This window comes from Blastocatellia bacterium (genome assembly GCA_025055075.1).
In the GTDB taxonomy this organism is placed as follows: domain Bacteria; phylum Acidobacteriota; class Blastocatellia; order HR10; family HR10; genus HR10.
Genome location: JANWYV010000022.1, coordinates 36939 through 54291 on the forward strand (window position 1 = coordinate 36939; position 17353 = coordinate 54291).

General features: G+C 61.7%; 15 protein-coding genes. 7 read left to right on the plus strand and 8 right to left on the minus strand.

The window, feature by feature from the left end:
• Positions 1 to 121 precede the first annotated feature (121 nt).
• From NZ746_06055 to NZ746_06065, 3 genes are all read left to right on the plus strand, one after another.
• A complete protein-coding gene (locus NZ746_06055; protein ID MCS6816927.1) occupies positions 122 to 2377 on the plus strand; it encodes an ATP-binding protein in 2256 nt (751 codons plus the stop codon).
• A complete protein-coding gene (locus NZ746_06060; GenBank protein ID MCS6816928.1) occupies positions 2359 to 3714 on the plus strand; it encodes a sigma-54 dependent transcriptional regulator in 1356 nt (451 codons plus the stop codon). The genes NZ746_06055 and NZ746_06060 overlap by 19 nt, the downstream gene beginning before the upstream one ends.
• Positions 3715 to 3815: 101 nt before the next feature.
• Positions 3816 to 5309 carry a tetratricopeptide repeat protein gene (locus NZ746_06065; GenBank protein ID MCS6816929.1) on the plus strand — a complete coding sequence of 498 codons (1494 nt, stop codon included), beginning with the start codon at positions 3816 to 3818 and terminating at the stop codon, positions 5307 to 5309.
• A gap of 1 nt (position 5310) precedes the next feature.
• Here NZ746_06065 and NZ746_06070 read toward each other — a convergent pair whose 3' ends face one another.
• The 8 genes from NZ746_06070 to NZ746_06105 are packed head-to-tail and all read right to left on the minus strand — an operon-like array spanning position 5311 to position 12401.
• Positions 5311 to 6165, minus strand: coding sequence for an aldo/keto reductase (locus NZ746_06070; protein ID MCS6816930.1), 855 nt, complete (start codon positions 6163 to 6165; stop codon positions 5311 to 5313).
• Between the two features lie 20 nt (positions 6166 to 6185).
• The gene (locus NZ746_06075) at positions 6186 to 6584 is read right to left on the minus strand and encodes an SUF system Fe-S cluster assembly protein (GenBank protein ID MCS6816931.1); all 399 of its coding nucleotides are present in this window, start codon (positions 6582 to 6584) and stop codon (positions 6186 to 6188) included.
• A gap of 22 nt (positions 6585 to 6606) precedes the next feature.
• A complete protein-coding gene (locus tag NZ746_06080; GenBank protein MCS6816932.1) occupies positions 6607 to 7059 on the minus strand; it encodes an SUF system NifU family Fe-S cluster assembly protein in 453 nt (150 codons plus the stop codon).
• Positions 7056 to 8312 carry a cysteine desulfurase gene (locus NZ746_06085; protein MCS6816933.1) on the minus strand — a complete coding sequence of 419 codons (1257 nt, stop codon included), beginning with the start codon at positions 8310 to 8312 and terminating at the stop codon, positions 7056 to 7058. The genes NZ746_06080 and NZ746_06085 overlap by 4 nt, the downstream gene beginning before the upstream one ends.
• Positions 8309 to 9694 carry a Fe-S cluster assembly protein SufD gene (gene sufD / locus NZ746_06090; GenBank protein ID MCS6816934.1) on the minus strand — a complete coding sequence of 462 codons (1386 nt, stop codon included), beginning with the start codon at positions 9692 to 9694 and terminating at the stop codon, positions 8309 to 8311. The genes NZ746_06085 and sufD overlap by 4 nt, the downstream gene beginning before the upstream one ends.
• Positions 9655 to 10434: a Fe-S cluster assembly ATPase SufC gene (sufC, locus tag NZ746_06095; protein MCS6816935.1), complete on the minus strand. Its 780-nt coding sequence runs from the start codon at positions 10432 to 10434 to the stop codon at positions 9655 to 9657. The genes sufD and sufC overlap by 40 nt, the downstream gene beginning before the upstream one ends.
• The gene (gene sufB, locus NZ746_06100) at positions 10431 to 11882 is read right to left on the minus strand and encodes a Fe-S cluster assembly protein SufB (GenBank protein MCS6816936.1); all 1452 of its coding nucleotides are present in this window, start codon (positions 11880 to 11882) and stop codon (positions 10431 to 10433) included. Before sufB ends, sufC begins: the two co-directional genes overlap by 4 nt.
• Positions 11883 to 11933: 51 nt before the next feature.
• Positions 11934 to 12401, minus strand: a complete 468-nt coding sequence (locus NZ746_06105; protein ID MCS6816937.1) for an Rrf2 family transcriptional regulator — start codon at positions 12399 to 12401, stop codon at positions 11934 to 11936.
• 199 nt (positions 12402 to 12600) lie between these two features.
• On the opposite strand from NZ746_06105, the gene NZ746_06110 reads away from it, so the two are divergent.
• From NZ746_06110 to NZ746_06125, 4 genes are read left to right on the plus strand one after another with little or no spacing between them, the layout of a single operon-like run.
• Positions 12601 to 13362 carry an NAD-dependent deacylase gene (locus NZ746_06110; protein ID MCS6816938.1) on the plus strand — a complete coding sequence of 254 codons (762 nt, stop codon included), beginning with the start codon at positions 12601 to 12603 and terminating at the stop codon, positions 13360 to 13362.
• The gene (gene larC, locus NZ746_06115; GenBank protein ID MCS6816939.1) at positions 13362 to 14570 is read left to right on the plus strand and encodes a nickel pincer cofactor biosynthesis protein LarC; all 1209 of its coding nucleotides are present in this window, start codon (positions 13362 to 13364) and stop codon (positions 14568 to 14570) included. Before NZ746_06110 ends, larC begins: the two co-directional genes overlap by 1 nt.
• Positions 14570 to 16519: a methionine--tRNA ligase gene (gene metG, locus NZ746_06120; protein ID MCS6816940.1), complete on the plus strand. Its 1950-nt coding sequence runs from the start codon at positions 14570 to 14572 to the stop codon at positions 16517 to 16519. The genes larC and metG overlap by 1 nt, the downstream gene beginning before the upstream one ends.
• Positions 16516 to 17337 (plus strand): TatD family hydrolase, encoded by an 822-nt coding sequence (locus tag NZ746_06125; GenBank protein ID MCS6816941.1) that lies wholly within the window; start codon positions 16516 to 16518, stop codon positions 17335 to 17337. Before metG ends, NZ746_06125 begins: the two co-directional genes overlap by 4 nt.
• Positions 17338 to 17353 lie beyond the last annotated feature (16 nt).

Sequence of the window (17353 nt, forward strand, 5' to 3'; positions counted from 1 at the left end):
TCAGATCAAGGCGAGGGCAATCGGGCGTGAGACCGCTCGCGCCCTGAGTGCTCATGCTGTCGCAGCATCTTGGGGAGCGCGTGGAACTCCCGATTGGGGGTTTGGTACAATTCCCTCGCTTATGGTGGAGCCGAAGCGAACACCCGTGCGGGCGTGGGTAGTGATCCTGAGCCTCTCGGCGGCAACGTTCATCGCCTTCATGGTGTTGCTTCTGCTCGGCGTCTTGCGCATCCCGCCGATGGATGTGGTGAGCGCTGATGAGACGCTGATCCTCTATTTGTTGACGGCGTTCAACTTCGTCGCCTTCTCAGTCTTCGCCTTCATTCTGGCGCGGAATCTGCTGCGGCTGATGCGAGAGCGGCGCGCGCGTCAGCTCGGCTCGCATTTGAAGGCGCGGCTCGTGCGATATTTCATCCTCATCTCGATCCTGCCGCTCGTCTTCCTGGCCATGTTCTCTTATCTCGTCATCAATCGCACGCTGGAGAAGTGGTTCGGCGAGCCATATCGCAATATCGTGCGGGAATCGGAGAAGCTCGCGCGGGCTTATGTGGAGGATGAGGTGGCCGATCTTCGAGCGACGCTCGATCGCATGGAGCGGCAATTGGCCGTCGGAGAGGCTCGATCCCGAGAGCGCGCGATCGCCGCTGAGTTGGAGCATCCGAAGGTGAGGGAGATCACCCTCATTCAAGGGACTCAGCCGCGGACCTGGACGAAACCGGGCTTCGTGCGATCGCCGCATCTCGAGGAGGCGTTCGCTGCGGCCATTGACGCTGTGCGGGCCGAACGCTCGTATGAGGCATTCCCCGTCGAAGGGGATGAAGCGCGATTCGTCGTTCTCGGCCGTCCCATCGGTGCGTCCTCTGAAGGGGCGAACGTCACTGGGATCATTCTCCTGGCGGAGGTTCCGCAGCAGATCGCCCGAGTCATGGCGGCGCTGTCCCGGCAGCAAGAGGCGTATGAGCAGCTCCATCGTCGGCAGGGGCAGACGCGGCGCGTCACGCTGCAGGTGCTCGGTGTGATCACGTTCTTGCTCCTTTTCGCCGCGACGTGGACGGGGATGTATTTGGCCAAGGGGATCACCGAACCGATTCAGGCCCTGGCCGAAGCGACGCAGCACGTCGCGCGGGGAGATTTCTCGCGACCCGTCGTTTGTGTGGCCGAGGACGAGCTGGCCATGCTTGTGGACTCGTTCAATCGAATGATCGCGGAACTCTCGGAGAACCGGCGTCGTCTGGAAGCTTCGGCTCGCGAGCTGCAGGCGATGAATCTCGCCCTGGAAGAGCGGCGCCGATATATCGAGACGGTGTTGGAGAGCTTGAGCACGGGCGTCATCTCCTTCGAGGAGTCGGGGCGGATCACGACCGTGAATCGCGCGGCGCGCGAGATGCTGCGCCTCTCCGATCCATTGCCCGCGGAGACGGCTGTGGATCTCTTTCGTTCAGTCTTCGGCGAGGCACAGGCGGCGATCGTCGAGGGCGTGATCGCGCGCGCGTCCACAGAGGGATGGGCTGTGCAAGAGATAGATTGGCCGACGCCGATGGGACAGCGGCATCTCATCCTCACGGCTTCACCGTTGTGGGACCCCGAGGGCGCGATGCGCGGCGCCGTCCTCATGCTGGAAGATGTCACCGAGCTCGTGCAAGCGCAGCGACAGGCCGTCTGGAGCGAAGTCGCCCGTCGCATGGCGCATGAGATCAAGAATCCGCTCACGCCGATTCGGCTCTCGGCCGAACGGATCGCCAAGCATCTGCTCGGCGATCCGAAGGCGCTCGCCGAAGAGCGATATCGCCGGATCGTGCGGGAGGGAACGGCGATTATCCAGAGCGAGGTGCAGACCCTTCAACGGTTGGTGAACGAGTTCGCACAATTCGCGCGATTGCCGGAGGCACGCTTGGTCGAAGGGGAGATCAACGATGCGATTCGAGCGGCCTTGCAGCTTTACGATGAGCGTCCCGAGGGGATTGTGTTGGAGGCCGATCTGGCGCCGGATGTGCCGCGTCTTCGATTCGATGCTGAGCAGCTCAAGCGGGCGCTCGTCAATCTCATCGAGAACGCCGTGGAAGCGCTCGATGGCGTGCCGGGGGAGAAGCGGATCACCGTGAGCACGCGCTATCTGCCCGAGCGCGGACGCGTCCGCGTGAGCGTCGCCGACACTGGACCGGGAATTGCGCCGAGCGTGCGGGAGAGGCTCTTCACGCCCTATTTCTCGAACAAAGCGAAGGGCATGGGATTGGGCTTGGCGATCGTCCGACAGATCATCGCCGAGCACGGGGGAACGATTTGGGTGGAGGAGAACGAGCCGCGCGGCGCGCGCTTCGTCATCGAGCTGCCCGTCCTCGACCGTTCGTCATCGTCGCTATGGCCCACTCGATCCTGATCGTGGACGACGAAGAGGGAATTCGACAGTCGCTCGCCGCCATCCTCGAGGATGAGGGCTTCACCGTCGAGGCTGTCGAAAGCGGCGAAGCCTGTTTGGCAGCGTTCGAGCGTCGGCCGTACAGTTGCGTGCTTCTGGACATCTGGCTCCCTGGAATGGACGGGTTGGAGACACTGCGGAAGTTGCGCGAGGTGGCGCCCGATGCGGCCGTGGTGATCATCTCCGGGCACGGGACGATTCAGATGGCCGTGCAGGCGACCAAGCTCGGCGCGTTCGATTTCCTGGAGAAGCCGCTCTCGCTGGAGCGGACGTTGCTCACGGTCAAGAATGCCATCGAGCAGAAGCGCTTGGAGCGAGAGGCGCGAGAGCTGCAGGAGCGTCTCGTGCGGGATTACGAGATGATCGGGGAGAGCGTCCCCATGCGGGCGCTCCGGCAGCAGATCGCTCTCGTGGGGCCGACGGACGGGCGCGTGCTCATCTATGGAGAATCCGGCACGGGGAAGGAGTTGGTCGCGCGCGCGCTGCATGCCGCCTCGCGGCGCGTCGGGAAACCGTTCGTCGAGGTCAATTGTTCGGCCATTCCCGAAGAGTTGGTGGAATCCGAATTGTTCGGACACGTCAAAGGGGCGTTCACCGGCGCGACGACGGCGCGCCGGGGGAAGTTCGAGTTGGCCGATGGCGCCACGCTCTTTCTGGATGAGATCGGCGACATGAGCCTTCGCACGCAAGCGAAGATTCTGCGCGTGCTCGAAGAGGGACGGATTCAACCGCTCGGCAGCAATGTGTGGATTGACGTGGACGTGCGCGTCATCGCGGCAACGAACAAAAACCTGCAGCGGCTCATCGAGCGCGGCGAATTTCGCGACGACCTCTTCTATCGGTTGAACGTCATCCCCTTCGTCGTCCCTCCGCTGCGTGAGCGCGTGGAGGATATTCCGCTGCTTGTGGAGCATTTCAATCGGAAATTCTCCCGCGCCTATATGCGCACGCCGAAGGAGTTCACGCCGGCGGCCATCGCCCGACTGCAGGAATATCACTGGCCGGGAAACGTGCGCGAACTGCGGAACATCGTCGAACGCATCGTCATCATGTGGGCGCGCCCAGTCGTGGACGCCGACGATCTCCCTCCCCTGCTCGGCGATCCTCTGGCGTTCGCCGAGCGCGCCGAGTATAAGACCTTTCAAGAAGCTGTTGAGGCCTTCGAGCGCCAATACATCTTGCAGAAGCTCGCCGAACATCATGGCAACGTCACGCGCGCGGCTGAAGCTATGGGAATGGATCGCAGCCATCTCTATCGGCGCATGCGCGCGCTCGGCATCTCGCCCCCAAGATCATGAACATCTGTCGCGCCGTTCGCCTCGAAGCCGTTCGCCTTGCTCGCCGACGAGGGGGTTGGGTACTCTTTATCCGAAACATCTCGCGACGAAGAGGAGGACTTATGAGGAAGACGGGCAAGATCGCAGGGCTTGTGGTGAGCTTGTGCCTCGCGTGGGGAGCCTCGCAGGCGTTGGCGCAAGGAGCAGGGACGCTCGTCATCACGTGCGTGGATGCGGCGGGTCAGCCGCTCAAGGACGTGAACGTCACGGTGATGAGCTTGCAGGTGCAGAGGGTCCTGGAGGCCAAGAGCGATAAAGAGGGAAAGGCCGTTTTCAAGAAGCTCGATCCGGGCGTGTATCGTGTGATCGGACGACGCAAGGGATACGACCCGGTCTCTCGCGAACCGCTCACCGTGATCGCAGAGAAGGAGACGGCCGTGACCCTGCACTTTCAAGCGGGCGAGATGACCAAGAGGCTCTACTTCGAGGACCCGGCACTCATTCAGCAAGCGAATCAGCTCTTGCAAGAGGGCTTCCAGGCCCTGCAGCAGCAACGTTTTTCCGAGGCCGCCGAGAAGTTGGAACGACTGCTCCAAATCGCTCCGGGGAATGCCGAAGCGCGATTCTTCTACGGTGTGGCGCTCGCGCAACAGCGAAAGTGGGATGAAGGCGAGCGACAGATCCGCATGGCCGTCGAGATGAATCCCAACGAGGCCCGGTATCGGGAGGTGATGGAGCGACTGCCGGAATTCCGCAAACGCGATGAGTTGCACGAGGCGGGGCAACGGGCGATGCAGAATCGCGATTTCAAGACGGCTATTGCCAAGTTCTCCGAGCTGCTCGCTTTGCAGCCGGAGAATACGGACGTCCGCTACAATCTCGCTCTCGCCTACGCCAATGATGGTCAGTACGACAAGGCCATCGAAGTCATTGACGAGGCGATTCGGCAGCGACCGCAAGAGGCGGAGTATCAGCGCTTGAAGAGCCAAATTCTCGAACACAAGGAATACGCCACGATTCAAAAGGCGAACGAGATCCTGGCCGAGGGCGATCAACTGCTGCGCGATGGAAAGTATCAGGAGGCGTTGCAAAAGTACGAGGCGGCGCGCCAGATGATCTCGCGCGAGGAGCCTTCGATCTGGTTCGCCATGGGCCGATGCTATGTCGGCCTGCAGCAGACGGACAAGGCCATCGCCGCCTATCGCAAGGCCATCGAGCTGAACCCGCGCAAGCCGGAATACCATCAAGCGCTCGCGCTGCTCTATTTGAACGAGGGGCGCTTGTCCGACGCCATTCGCGCGTACACGGAGGCCTACACGCAATTGGGCGAGCCCGTGGATGAGCGCCTCTTCGAGTTGGGCCAACGACTCGTTCAAGAGAACAAGCTCGAGATGGCCGCTCAAGTCTTCGAGCGCGTGCTCGAGCTGAATCCGAACCACGCCGAGAGCTACTACGAATTGGGCGTCTACAACTTCTACAACGCCGACAAGGGGCGGGCGCGGGTGCTCCTGACCAAGTACGTCGAAATTGGGAAGGATCCCAAGCATCTGGAGGACGCTAAGAACATCCTCGCCGTGATGGAACGCCAGACGCGGCCGCGACCTCGACGGCGATGATCTAGATCATCGGGAGAGGGCTATCCCGCGTTGGCGGGGGGAACACTTCATCCAGGGCTGCGAGGTCCTCAGGAGCGAGCGTCCAGCCGACAGCCTCGGCGTTCTCTCGAACGTGCTCGGGACGACTGGCTTTCGGAATCGTGAACACGTTCGGTCGCCGTGTGAGGAAATTGAGCGCGACCTGATGCGGGGTCTTCCCATATTTCGCCCCGATCTCGGCGAGCACGCGTCCACCGCGGCTTCTCGGTGACGGGAAATCCCCGCTCCCGAAGGGAGAATATCCGACGATGGCGATGCCCTGTTGCTCGCAATAGGGGAGCAAGCGGTATTCGATGTGACGCGCCTTCAGGTGGTAACAGACTTGATCGCACACGATCCGCTCGCGCGCCAGCGCGCGTTGAGCGCGTTCCAATTGCTCGACAGTGAAGTTGCTCACCCCGATGAAGCGGATCTTCCCAGCCGCCACCAAGTCCTCCATCGCGCGCATCGTCTCTTCGATCGGGTGACGATCGCTCCACCAGTGGACGAGATAGAGGTCGAGATAATCGGTGCGCAAGCGACGCAAGCTCTGCTCACAAGCCCGAATCGTTCCCTTGTATGAAGCATGTTCGGGATAGACTTTGCTCACGAGGAAGACTTCGTGACGGCGTCCCGCGATGGCTTTTCCGACCAATTCCTCCGTGCGTCCGTTCCCATAGATCTCGGCCGTGTCAATGTGCGTGAGGCCGAGATCCAACCCCAAGCGCAAGGCTTCGATCTCCTCCCGCTCGCGCGCGGCGCGTTCGCCCATGCGCCATGTCCCTTGACCGATGATCGGAACCTGAACGCCCGTGCGATCCAGTTCGCGCGTGAGCATGGATCAGCCCTCGCGCGCGTTCACCACCAGCCCAATTGCAAGCGCGCCGTCTCGCTCATCCGATCCGGCGTCCACGGCGGATCCCACACGAGCTCCACACGAGCATCAGTCACGCCTTCGATGCCGCGTAGCTTCGCCTCGACCTCGAGGGGAAGCGAGAAGGCGACCGGACATCCTGGGGCCGTGAGCGTCATGCGCACGGTCACCGCCCCTTCGGGCGTGATCTCGATGTCGTAGATGAGGCCGAGATCGTAGATGTTGACCGGAATCTCCGGATCGTAACAGGTCCGCAGCACCGCGATGATCTTCTCCCGCAGCTCCGCTGTGGACGTTGCCGACGTGGCCGAATCCGCCGAAGCATTGGACTCCGCAGGCGTCGTCACCGGTTCCGATGGCGATGTCGGTCGAATCTCCTCCATAGATCCCCTCCCTCCGGCGGTCTCATTCAGTTGAGACCGTCTCGGCCTTCTGTTCGAGAGCCGCGCGCAAGGTGTGCCACGCGAGCGTCGCGCATTTGACGCGAACAGGATATTTCCGCACGCCGGCGAAGATCGCGAGCTTCCCCAATTCGGGAGCTTCGGCGACGTCGGAATCTTTGCTCGTGAGCAATTCGTGGAAGCGTTCGAACAGCGCTTCCGCTTCCGCGCGCGTCTTGCCCTTGACGCTCTCGGTCATCATCGAAGCCGAAGCTTGCGAGACGGCGCATCCCTGGCCTTGAAAGCGAATCTCGGCGATCCGGTCCCCTTCCATCCGCAGGTAGACGACGACCTTGTCTCCACAGAGCGGGTTATGCCCGACGGCCGTATGATCGGCGTCTTCCAGGACACCGAAATTTCGCGGTCGCTTACTGTGATCGAGCAATACCTCTTGATAGAGATCGCGCAGATCGGTCATAGCCCGAACACCTCCCGCGCCTTCTCCAAAGCCCTCACCAACGCGTCCACTTCCTCCCTCGTGTTGTAGAGGGCGAAAGAGGCGCGCGCCGTCGCCGGCACGCCGAAGCGCTCCATGACCGGTTGCGCGCAGTGATGACCCGCCCGAATGGCGATCCCTTCTTGATCCAAGATCGTCCCGATGTCGTGAGGATGGATGCCTTCGAGTGTGAATGAAAGGATGCTCGCTTTTTCACGTGCAGTGCCAATGAGGCGCACCCCCGGGATCCCTGAGATGGCTTCCGTGGCATATGTGAGCAAATCGCGCTCATGAGCCGCGATGGCCTCCAGGCCGAGCGCCGTCACATATTCGATCGCGGCGCCCAGACCAATGGCGCCTGCGATGTGCGGCGTCCCCGCCTCGAACTTGTAGGGCAGCCGATTGTAGGTCGTTCTCTCGAACGTCACCGAACTGATCATATCCCCCCCGCCCTGATACGGGGGCATCGCCTCCAGCCATTCCGCCTTCCCGTAGAGGACGCCGATTCCCGTCGGCCCATAGAGCTTGTGCCCGGAGAACGCATAGAAGTCGCAATCGAGCTCCTGCACGTCCACTTTCAGATGGGCGACGGCTTGCGCGCCATCGAGCAAAACTGGGATGCCCCGTTCATGGGCGAGTCGGATGATCTCCCGAACGGGAACGATCGTCCCCAGGGCATTCGACAAGTGCGTGATGGCGACGAGCCGCGTGCGTGGATTCAGAAGTCGCTCGAATTCCTCCAGCAGCAGTTCTCCCGCATCGTTGATCGGAGCGACGCGAAGCCGCGCGCCCGTCTCCTCACAGAGGATCTGCCACGGCACGATGTTCGAGTGATGTTCCATGGCCGAGATGAGGATCTCATCGCCCGCTCGCACGTATCGCCGGCCGAAGCTATGGGCCACCAGATTGATCGCTTCAGTTGTCCCTCGGACGAAGACGATCTCCTGCTCGGATCGGGCGTTGAGGAATCGTCGGACGCTCTCCCGCGCGCGCTCATAAGCTTCGGTCGCTCGTTGACTCAACGTGTGCACGCCCCGATGCACATTCGAGCAGTCCTCTTCGTAGAAGCGTCGCACCGCTTCTAGAACCTGGCGCGGCTTCTGCGTCGTGGCCGCGTTATCCAAATAAACGAGGGGTTTTCCGTTCACCTGCTGCCACAAGGCTGGGAAATCCTCTCGAACATGCCTCACATCAAAAGACGTCGTGGACGAACAGGCCGGATTCACAGCGTTCATAGCAACTCCTTGAGCTTCTCTCCTTCGGGCCACTCCGTCAAGACCCATTCCCCGACAGAGCGCCGCAAGGGACCAAAGGCGATCGTATTGAGGATGTCCGAGGCGAACGCATACGTGAGCATCTCGCGCGCCGTCTCCGCGTCCAAGCCGCGCGAGCGGCAATAGAAGAGCGCATCTTCGTCCAGATGCCCGGTGGTCGCGCCATGACTGCACTTCACATCATCGGCGAGGATCTGCAGGCGCGGATTCGTGTTGACCAACGCTTCGGTCGAGAGCAGCAAGTTCTTGTTCACTTGTCGGGCGTCGGTCTTCTGCGCCCCCGGGCGCACGACGATCGTCCCATCGAAGACCCCACGAGCTTCGTCGTCGAGGATGCCTTTGTAGAATTCACGGCTCGTGCCGTGTGGCGCCACATGCTCGATCACCGTATGGTGATCCACGAGCTGTTGGCCCCGCGCCCAGTAAAAGCCGTTCAACGTGCATTCGGCGCCTTCGCCTTTCAAGAGCGCCACGATGTCCGTCCGCGCCAACGCTCCTCCGAGTGCGATGGAGAAATCGAGGACCGTCGCCGTGCGTTCTTCCGTGATGCCCACGCTCGCGATGTGGAAGGCCGCGGAGCTTTCGCGCTGCACCTTATAATGCTGCACGATGGCGTTCTCCCCTGCCCAGATCTCCGTGACGGCGTTGGTGAAGTACTGGCCATCGCCGAGACTCACATAGCTCTCGATGATCGTCGCTTGGCTATTTTCCTCGGCGAGGATCACATTCCGAGGATGGGTGACTATGGGCGCTCCCTCGTCGAGGGCGAGGAAAAGGAGATGAATAGGCGTCTCCACAATGGCACCTCGCGGGATTCGCACGAACGCCCCATCAGTGAGGAAAGCCGCGTTCAGCGCGGCGAAGGCATTCGTCGTCCTTTCCTCCAGACTGGCCAAATAGGGCTTCACAAGATCCGGTTCCTCGCGAAGGAGCGCGCGGATTCCCCGCGCGAGGAGTCTCGGCGGATGATCGCCGGCCGGAATCTCTCCCACAAAATGTCCGTTCACGAAGACGAGATGATGCGCCATCCATTCCCGATAAGGGGCGAGCCACTCCTCCAGGAGTGAGCGTTCTGATCGGGCGACGGCCAATTGAAACGGGACGCGCAGCATAGGCGCAAGGTTCGTGAAGCGCCATTCCTCTTGGCGCGTCGTCGGGAATCCCAAGGCCTCGAAGCGAGCAAAAGCCGCTTCTCGACGAGCCCGCAGCCATGCCGGCTCTTGCTGACGAACGATTTCGTTCCATTCCGCGAAATGGGCCCGATATAGCGTCTTCTCTTCGCTTCGACCGAACATCGCGTCGTTCATGAGCGCAGCGAGCCGATGATCTCTTCGGCGATCCATCCGTAGCCTTTCTCTTCCAGCTCCAGGGCCAGCTCCTTCCCCCCCGATTTCACGATGCGGCCATCGTAGAGGACGTGCACGACATCCGGGGTGACGTAGTTGAGCAGCCGCTGATAGTGAGTGATGAGGACGATGGCGCGATCCGGATGGCGCAGGGCATTGATCCCCTGCGCGACGATGCGAAGGGCGTCAATGTCCAGACCCGAATCCGTCTCATCCAAGATGGCGAGCCTCGGCTCCAGCAGCGCCATTTGGAAGATCTCGTTCCGCTTCTTCTCCCCACCGGAGAAGCCATCGTTCACCGCCCGCTGCAGCAGGTTCTCGTCCAGCTCGACAAGCTTCGCCTTCTCGCGAGCGAGCGTGAGAAATTCCATGGCGTCCAGCTCCGGCAACCCCCGCTGCTTGCGGATGGTGTTCACGGCGGCTTTGAGGAAGTAGAGGTTGCTCACGCCCGGGATCTCGACCGGATATTGAAAGGCGAGGAAGATCCCTCGGCGCGCCCGTTCCTCCGGGGGCATCAGCAAGAGGTCCTCCCCGTCGTAGAGGACTTCCCCTTCGACGATCTCATAGATCTCGCGTCCGGCTAATACCTGAGCGAGAGTGCTCTTGCCAGAGCCATTGGGCCCCATGATCGAATGGACCTCTCCCGGATATACGGTCAGCGCGATCCCCTTGAGGATCTCCTGCCCGTCCACGCGAACGCGAAGGTTCCGAATCTCCAAAAGTGGTCGCTTGCTCATCCGACACTTCCCTCCAAACTGATGCCAAGGAGTTTCTGGGCTTCGACGGCGAATTCCATCGGCAACTCGCGCAGCACCTCCTTGCAGAAGCCATTGACGATCATGGAGATGGCATCTTCGGCCGAGAGCCCGCGCTGCCGACAGTAGAAGAGCTGCTCTTCGCTGATCTTCGAGGTCGTCGCCTCATGCTCCAACTGCGCCGTCGGCTCGTGCACCTCGATGTAGGGGAACGTATGCGCGCCGCACTTGTCGCCCAGAAGCAGCGAATCGCACTGCGAATAATTCCGCGCTCCCGTAGCCCCCTTCATGATCTTCACCATCCCGCGATAGGTGTTCTGCCCATGACCCGCTGAGATCCCCTTGGAGATGATCGTGCTCCGCGTATTCTTCCCGATGTGGATCATCTTCGTTCCCGTGTCGGCCTGTTGATAGTGATTGGTCACAGCCACCGAATAGAATTCGCCCACCGAATTGTCGCCGATCAAGATGCAGCTCGGATATTTCCACGTGATAGCCGAACCGACCTCGACCTGTGTCCAAGAGATCTTCGAGTTGCGCCCCAAGCACTTGCCGCGCTTGGTGACGAAGTTGTAGATACCGCCGCGCCCCTCACGATCGCCCGGATACCAGTTCTGGACGGTCGAATACTTGATCGTCGCGTTGTCCAGGGCGATCAGTTCCACAACGGCGGCATGGAGTTGGTTTTCGTCGCGCATGGGGGCCGTGCAACCTTCCAGATAGCTCACATACGCCCCTTCATCGGCGATGATGAGCGTGCGCTCGAACTGTCCCGTCTGCGAGGCGTTGATGCGGAAGTAGGTGGAAAGCTCCATCGGACAGCGCACCCCCTTGGGGACATAGACGAAAGACCCATCGCTGAAGACGGCCGAGTTGAGCGCGGCGAAGAAGTTATCCGTGTAGGGCACGACCGAGCCGAGCCATTTCCGCACGAGTTCCGGATACTCCTGTACGGCCTCAGAGAAGGAGCAGAAGATGATGCCCAATTCGGCGAGCTTTTGACGGAAGGTCGTCGCCACCGAGACGCTATCGAAAACAGCATCCACGGCCACGCCGGCCAGCCGCTCCTGCTCTTCCAGGGGAATGCCGAGCCTCTCATACGTCCGGCGAATCTCCGGATCCACCTCGTCCAGGCTCTTCGGCCGCCGCTTGGGAGCCGCGTAATAGCGGATCGCCTGATAATCAATGGGAGGATACGTAACGTTCGCCCATCGGGGCTCGGCGCCTTCTTCCACGAGCTTCGCCCAATACCGATAGGCGCGCAGTCGCCACTCCAGCAGCCATTCCGGCTCGTTCTTCTTGGCCGAGATCCTGCGAATGATGTCCTCGTTCAGCCCTGGCGGGAAGACCTCCTCCTCCACCGGCGTGACGAAGCCATACCGGTATTCCCGGTTGACCAGTTCCTCGATGACGTTCGTCGGCGTCGCCATAGCCACCTCCTGGAATCCTCACTAAAAAGTCATCATTGCGCGCAAAAAACCTCACACGGCGATGAAGCTCGATCGGCCCGTCTCCAAGAGATCGCGCTCGACCTTTTGCTCATCGTGGAGCAAGGCCGAGAGAGGGATACGATCGAGCATGCTTTGAATGTAAAATGCCACGCGCCAGAGTGGTCGAATCCCACAATTGTTCACGTGGACGCAATAGTCCAAATTCCCCGTGAACTGATTGCAGATCTCGGCGTCGGAAACGAACCCGCCGAGCGCGCGGATGATCTCCCCGAGCGAGATCTCCTGTGGCGAGCGACTCAAGCAATAACCACCACTTTGTCCACGCACGCTGCGGGTCAGACCGGCGCGACTGAGCAGATGCAGGAGCTTCTCCACATAAGCCGTCGAAAGCCCTTCACGCCGGGCGATCTCCCGAACGGTCAACGGTTCCCCTTCCGGCTGCAACGCCAGTTGCAGCAGGCAGCGAAGGCCATATTCCTCTTGCGCCGTAATCCGCATCGCCCCCTCCAAGAACGACCACGCTCAAGTCTGGCAAAACCTGACTAATTTGTCAAGTTTCGCCGACCGTCTTTCCCCGTGATCGCCAGGACGGCCCTCCGAGGTCGGGCGTCCCCATGTCATTCGTGTGCTTGTTTTCCCGGGGAGTCGCCGATAAGATTAATGCTTTCGCGCGGTGCGGATACCGCGCGGTCGTGTAATGATCTACGAACGCGTTACGGAGGAACTCAAGGAGCGATTTCGCGAAGCGTGGGCAGTCGCCGTGCTGACGGGGGCAGGAGTTTCAGCGGAAAGCGGTGTGCCGACGTTTCGCGGTGGCGGAGGGGCGCCCGTGTGGAAGGGGCTGCCGGTAGAGAAGATTGCGACCCCAGAGATGCTTCGCGCGGATCCGGTCACGTTCTGGGAATGGTATGCCTATCGTCGGGAAGTGATCGAACGGGCTGAGCCCAATCCGGCGCATCGAGCGATCGCCGCTTGGGAGCGACATTTCGAGCGGCTCACGGTGATCACGCAGAACGTGGATGGATTGCATCAACGAGCGGGAAGTCACAACGTGCTGGAATTGCACGGCAGTCTCTGGCGGGTTCGCTGCATGCGGTGTGACTTGAAGGCGGAAGATCGTCGTGTGCCGCTTCCGGAGATCCCGCCGCGCTGTTCGGCGTGCGGGGGGCTCTTGCGGCCTGATGTCGTCTTGTTCGGAGAGGCTGTGCCGGAGGCGATCTTCGCACAAGCGGTAGCGGCGACGGCGACGTGCGACCTTTTCCTCGTCGTTGGGACCTCGGCCGTGGTTTATCCGGCAGCCGCGCTCCCTGTGCTCGCCCAGCAGAATCGCGCGTTGGTGATCGAGGTGAACCCGGAGACGACGCCGATCACGGAGATCGCGGATATCACGATCCTCGGTCGAGCAGGAGAGGTCTTGCCGTTGCTCTCTCCGTCAGAAGGTGGAGTGGAGGACGAGTGATGGGGCGCACGCTCTACTTCGACTGTTTCGCGGGAGCGAGCGGCGACATGATCTTGGGGGCGCTGCTCGACCTCGGTCTGGATTTCGACGCGCTCAGAAGCGAATTAGCGAAGCTGCCGCTTCGCGGATATGAATTGCGGCGGAGCGAAGTTCGCCGCGCGCACCTGCGGGGTACGAAATTCGATGTGTGGATCGAGGGAGAGGATCATGCGCACGCTCACGGGGCGGGACATCCGCATCGGCGGCTTGAGGAGATCGTGCAAATCATTCGAGCGTCAGAACTCTCGGAGAGGGTGAAGAGACGAGCGGAGGAGGTCTTCCACCGATTGGCGCAGGCCGAGGCGCGGGCGCACGGATGTGCCGTCGAGGAGGTCACCTTTCACGAAGTGGGTGCCGTGGATTCGATCGTGGATATCGTGGGCGCGTGCGTGGGGTTCGAGCTATTGGGGATCGAGCGATTTCTCGCGTCGCCGGTTCACTTGGGGCGAGGATTCCTCGGATGCGCGCATGGGCGATATCCGGTTCCAGTTCCAGCGACGGCAGAGTTACTCAAAGGGGCGCGCGTGTACACGAGCGACATTGAGGCGGAGCTGGTGACGCCGACAGGAGCGGCGCTGCTGGCGACGTTTTGCGAGGACTTCGGGCCGATGCCGGAGATGCGTCTGGAGGGGATCGGCTATGGAGCAGGAACCCGGGATTTCCCCGATTTTCCGAATCTCCTGCGGGTGATGCTTGGGGAGACGCGTGCGGCGTCGGGACGGGAGCGCTTACTCATGCTCGAAACCAACTTGGACGATGCCAGCCCGCAGATCCTCGGCCACGTCGTGGAGCGAGCGTTGCAGGCAGGGGCGCTCGAGGCCTTCGCCGTTCCTGTCGTGATGAAGAAAGGGAGATTGGGGACGCTGCTCACCCTCCTGTGTCGGCCCGAGGATCGAGAGGCGCTCTTGACGCTCCTTTTTCGCGAGACGCCGACGCTCGGCGTGCGCTTCTATGAGGTTGAGCGGCGCGCGTTGGCCCGCGAGGTGGTCTCGGTGGAGACGCCGTATGGGCCGATCCCGGTGAAGGTCGCCACCTTGGACGGTGAGATCGTGAACGCGGCCCCGGAGTTCGATGTCTGTCGGCAGGCAGCCGAGCGCCATCGGGTGCCGGTGCGAGAAGTCATGCTGGCGGCGCTTGTGGCATTTCGGCGCCGCGACAGGGAGGGGTGATGAAGACGTTCTATGTCACCACGCCCATCTACTACGTCAACAGCTTCCCGCATCTGGGACATCTCTACTCGACATTGGTGGCCGATACGCTCGCCCGCTATAAGCGGCAATGCGGGTACGACACGTTCTTCCTGACGGGCACGGATGAGCATGGGCAAAATATCGAACGCATCGCGCGCGAGCGAGGCGTCTCCCCACAGGCGCATTGCGATGAGATGGCCGAAGCGTTCAAGGGCATGATTCGGGATTTCGGCCTGGAGCCGAGTTATTTCATTCGCACGTCGGATGCCTATCATCACCGCGGGGCGCAAGCGTTGTGGCGGCGCGTGCACGAGGCCGGATACATCTACAAGGGACAATACGAGGGCTGGTTCTGTCCGGCCTGTGCGGAATTCAAAGAGGAGGAAGAGCCGGGACGCCCGCCGCTGTGCGAGCTGCACAATCGTCCGGCGGAACGCGTGGCTGAAGAGAGTTACTTCTTCCGCCTCTCAGCGTTTCAAGATCGGCTGCTGGCTTATTATCGAGAGCATCCCGAGTGCGTGCGTCCGACCTCGCGCTACAACGAGGTGGTGAGTTTCGTCAAAGGCGGGTTGAAGGACCTCTCGATCAGTCGTGTCTCGGTTCGATGGGGAGTACCGGTTCCCGAGGATCCGCAGCATACGATGTACGTGTGGTTCGATGCCCTGTCGAATTACATCACGGCATTGGGCTGGGGGAACGATGGGGAACATTTGCGGGCAGCGGGGATCAGCGAGGGCCCGATCTTCGAACGGTATTGGCCGGCCGACGTGCACATCGTGGGCAAGGACATCCTGCGCTTCCACGCCGTCTACTGGCCGGCGTTCTTGATGGCGGCGGGACTGCCGCTGCCGCGCACGGTCTATGCGCACGGGATGTGGCTCTCGGGGGGGCGCAAGATGTCCAAGACCCTCGGCAACGTCATTGACCTGGCTGTGCTGCGCCGCTTCTTCCCGCGCGATGTCGTGCGCTACTTCTGCTTGCGCGAGATGGTCTTCGGCGAGGATGCCGATTTCACCTACGGAGCGCTCATCGAGCGCGCGAATGCTGATCTGGCCGATGGGGTGGGGAATCTCGCCAGTCGCACGCTCACGATGGTGCAGCGGTTCTGCGGGGGGAGTCTCCCTTCGATCTCGACGCGCGCGTTGGGGGGATACGAGGAGGAGATTCGGGCGGCCATTGAGGCGACGATCCGCACATTCATCGCCGAATTCGACGCGTACAATTTCAGCCGGGCCTTAGAAGCCGCCTGGGGGCTGATCGCCCGCGTGGATAAATATCTCTCGGACACGAAGCCATGGGATCTGGCGCGTCGTCCCGAAGAGCGAGCGCGCGTGGAGACCGTGCTCGCCATCGCCGTGCGCGCCCTGCGGGTATTGGCCGTGCTGCTAGCTCCCGTCCTTCCGGAGACCATGCGCGCGCTCTGGAGGCAGCTGGGACTTCCCGATGAGCCCGCTCACGTGAATCCGATCGCGCTCGAGTTCGAGGCGCCGATGGCCGGAGCCCGCATCGGCGAGGTGCGCCCACTCTTTCCCAGGATGGACAAGGAGAGGATTATGGCAGAGATCGAGAGTCAAGGTCATTCGCCGGCATCGCCGTCATCGATCACTATTGAGGAATTTGCGCGCGTGGACTTGCGCGCGGGGACTGTGGTCTTCGCCGAGAAGGTGGCGGGAGCGGATAAGCTCCTGCGATTGCTGGTAGACATCGGCGAAGCGGAGCCGCGACAGGTCGTCGCGGGGATCGCTCCCTATTACCGACCGGAAGAACTGGTCGGACGAAAGGTGATCCTCGTGGCGAACTTGCAGCCACGGAAGGTCCGGGGGATCGAATCGCGGGGTATGGTGTTGGCAGCCGTCGTGGGGCCGGAAGAACGTCCGGTGCTCGCTGGATTCCTGGAGGACGTGCCAAGCGGGGCGAAGCTGCGATGAGCATCTTCGCGGATGCGCACGCGCATGTGAATGCTCCCGAATTCGATGTTGATCGCCACGAGGTGCTCGCGCGAGCTCGCGCTGGTGGCGTCGCCGTGATCCTCGATGTCGCATTGAGTGGACCGGAGCCGACGTTCGAGCGCGCGCTCGCCCTCGCGGAGGCGCACGACGGGATCTATCTGGCGCTCGGCGTTCATCCCCACGATGCGAAGACGTACACGGCGGACTTGGAAGAGCGATTGCTCGCGCTGTCTGCTCATCCCAAGGTCATCGCCTGGGGGGAGATCGGGCTCGATTACCACTACGATCATTCTCCTCGTCCGGTGCAGCGCGAGGTCTTCCGTCGGCAACTGCAGGTGGCCGAACGTCGAGGGCTCCCCGTCATCATCCATTCGCGCGAAGCGGAGGCCGATACCCTCGCGCTCTTGCAGGAGCATGGGCCTCGCGTGCGCGGTATGATGCATTGCTTCACGGGGAGCTTGGAGATGGCGCGCCGATGCGTGGAGTTGGGGTTGTACATTTCGTTCTCGGGCATCATCACGTTTCGGAATGCGTCGGCGCTCGTCGAAGTGGTCCGCGCATTGCCGCGCGAGCGCATCCTGATCGAGACCGATTGCCCCTATCTGGCTCCCGTCCCCTATCGCGGGAAGCGGAACGAACCGCTCTTTGTGCGCGAGGTCGCTCGTCGGCTCGCCGACGTGTGGGGAGAATCGCTGGAGGCTGTCGCCCGGCAGACGACGGAGAATTTTCTCGCGCTCTTCGCCGATCGTCTGCAGCCTCGCGATGTGCGGCGCTTGCGGGGAGACGGCGCGTTTTGAAGTTCGGGCTGTTCTT

Excerpts from the sequence above, each read along its gene's own strand:
- NZ746_06055 (MCS6816927.1), top strand. The coding sequence starts at position 122 with ATGGTGGAGCCGAAGCGAACACCCGTGCGGGCGTGGGTAGTGATCCTG.
- sufB (MCS6816936.1), bottom strand. The coding sequence starts at position 11,882 with ATGGCGACGCCGACGAACGTCATCGAGGAACTGGTCAACCGGGAATAC.
- NZ746_06080 (MCS6816932.1), bottom strand. The coding sequence starts at position 7,059 with ATGACCGATCTGCGCGATCTCTATCAAGAGGTATTGCTCGATCACAGT.
- NZ746_06060 (MCS6816928.1), top strand. The coding sequence starts at position 2,359 with ATGGCCCACTCGATCCTGATCGTGGACGACGAAGAGGGAATTCGACAG.
- NZ746_06105 (MCS6816937.1), bottom strand. The coding sequence starts at position 12,401 with ATGCGGATTACGGCGCAAGAGGAATATGGCCTTCGCTGCCTGCTGCAA.
- sufD (MCS6816934.1), bottom strand. The coding sequence starts at position 9,694 with ATGGATCGCCGAAGAGATCATCGGCTCGCTGCGCTCATGAACGACGCG.
- NZ746_06085 (MCS6816933.1), bottom strand. The coding sequence starts at position 8,312 with ATGAACGCTGTGAATCCGGCCTGTTCGTCCACGACGTCTTTTGATGTG.
- NZ746_06065 (MCS6816929.1), top strand. The coding sequence starts at position 3,816 with ATGAGGAAGACGGGCAAGATCGCAGGGCTTGTGGTGAGCTTGTGCCTC.
- NZ746_06070 (MCS6816930.1), bottom strand. The coding sequence starts at position 6,165 with ATGCTCACGCGCGAACTGGATCGCACGGGCGTTCAGGTTCCGATCATC.
- NZ746_06075 (MCS6816931.1), bottom strand. The coding sequence starts at position 6,584 with ATGGAGGAGATTCGACCGACATCGCCATCGGAACCGGTGACGACGCCT.
- NZ746_06125 (MCS6816941.1), top strand. The coding sequence starts at position 16,516 with ATGAGCATCTTCGCGGATGCGCACGCGCATGTGAATGCTCCCGAATTC.
- metG (MCS6816940.1), top strand. The coding sequence starts at position 14,570 with ATGAAGACGTTCTATGTCACCACGCCCATCTACTACGTCAACAGCTTC.
- NZ746_06110 (MCS6816938.1), top strand. The coding sequence starts at position 12,601 with ATGATCTACGAACGCGTTACGGAGGAACTCAAGGAGCGATTTCGCGAA.
- larC (MCS6816939.1), top strand. The coding sequence starts at position 13,362 with ATGGGGCGCACGCTCTACTTCGACTGTTTCGCGGGAGCGAGCGGCGAC.
- sufC (MCS6816935.1), bottom strand. The coding sequence starts at position 10,434 with ATGAGCAAGCGACCACTTTTGGAGATTCGGAACCTTCGCGTTCGCGTG.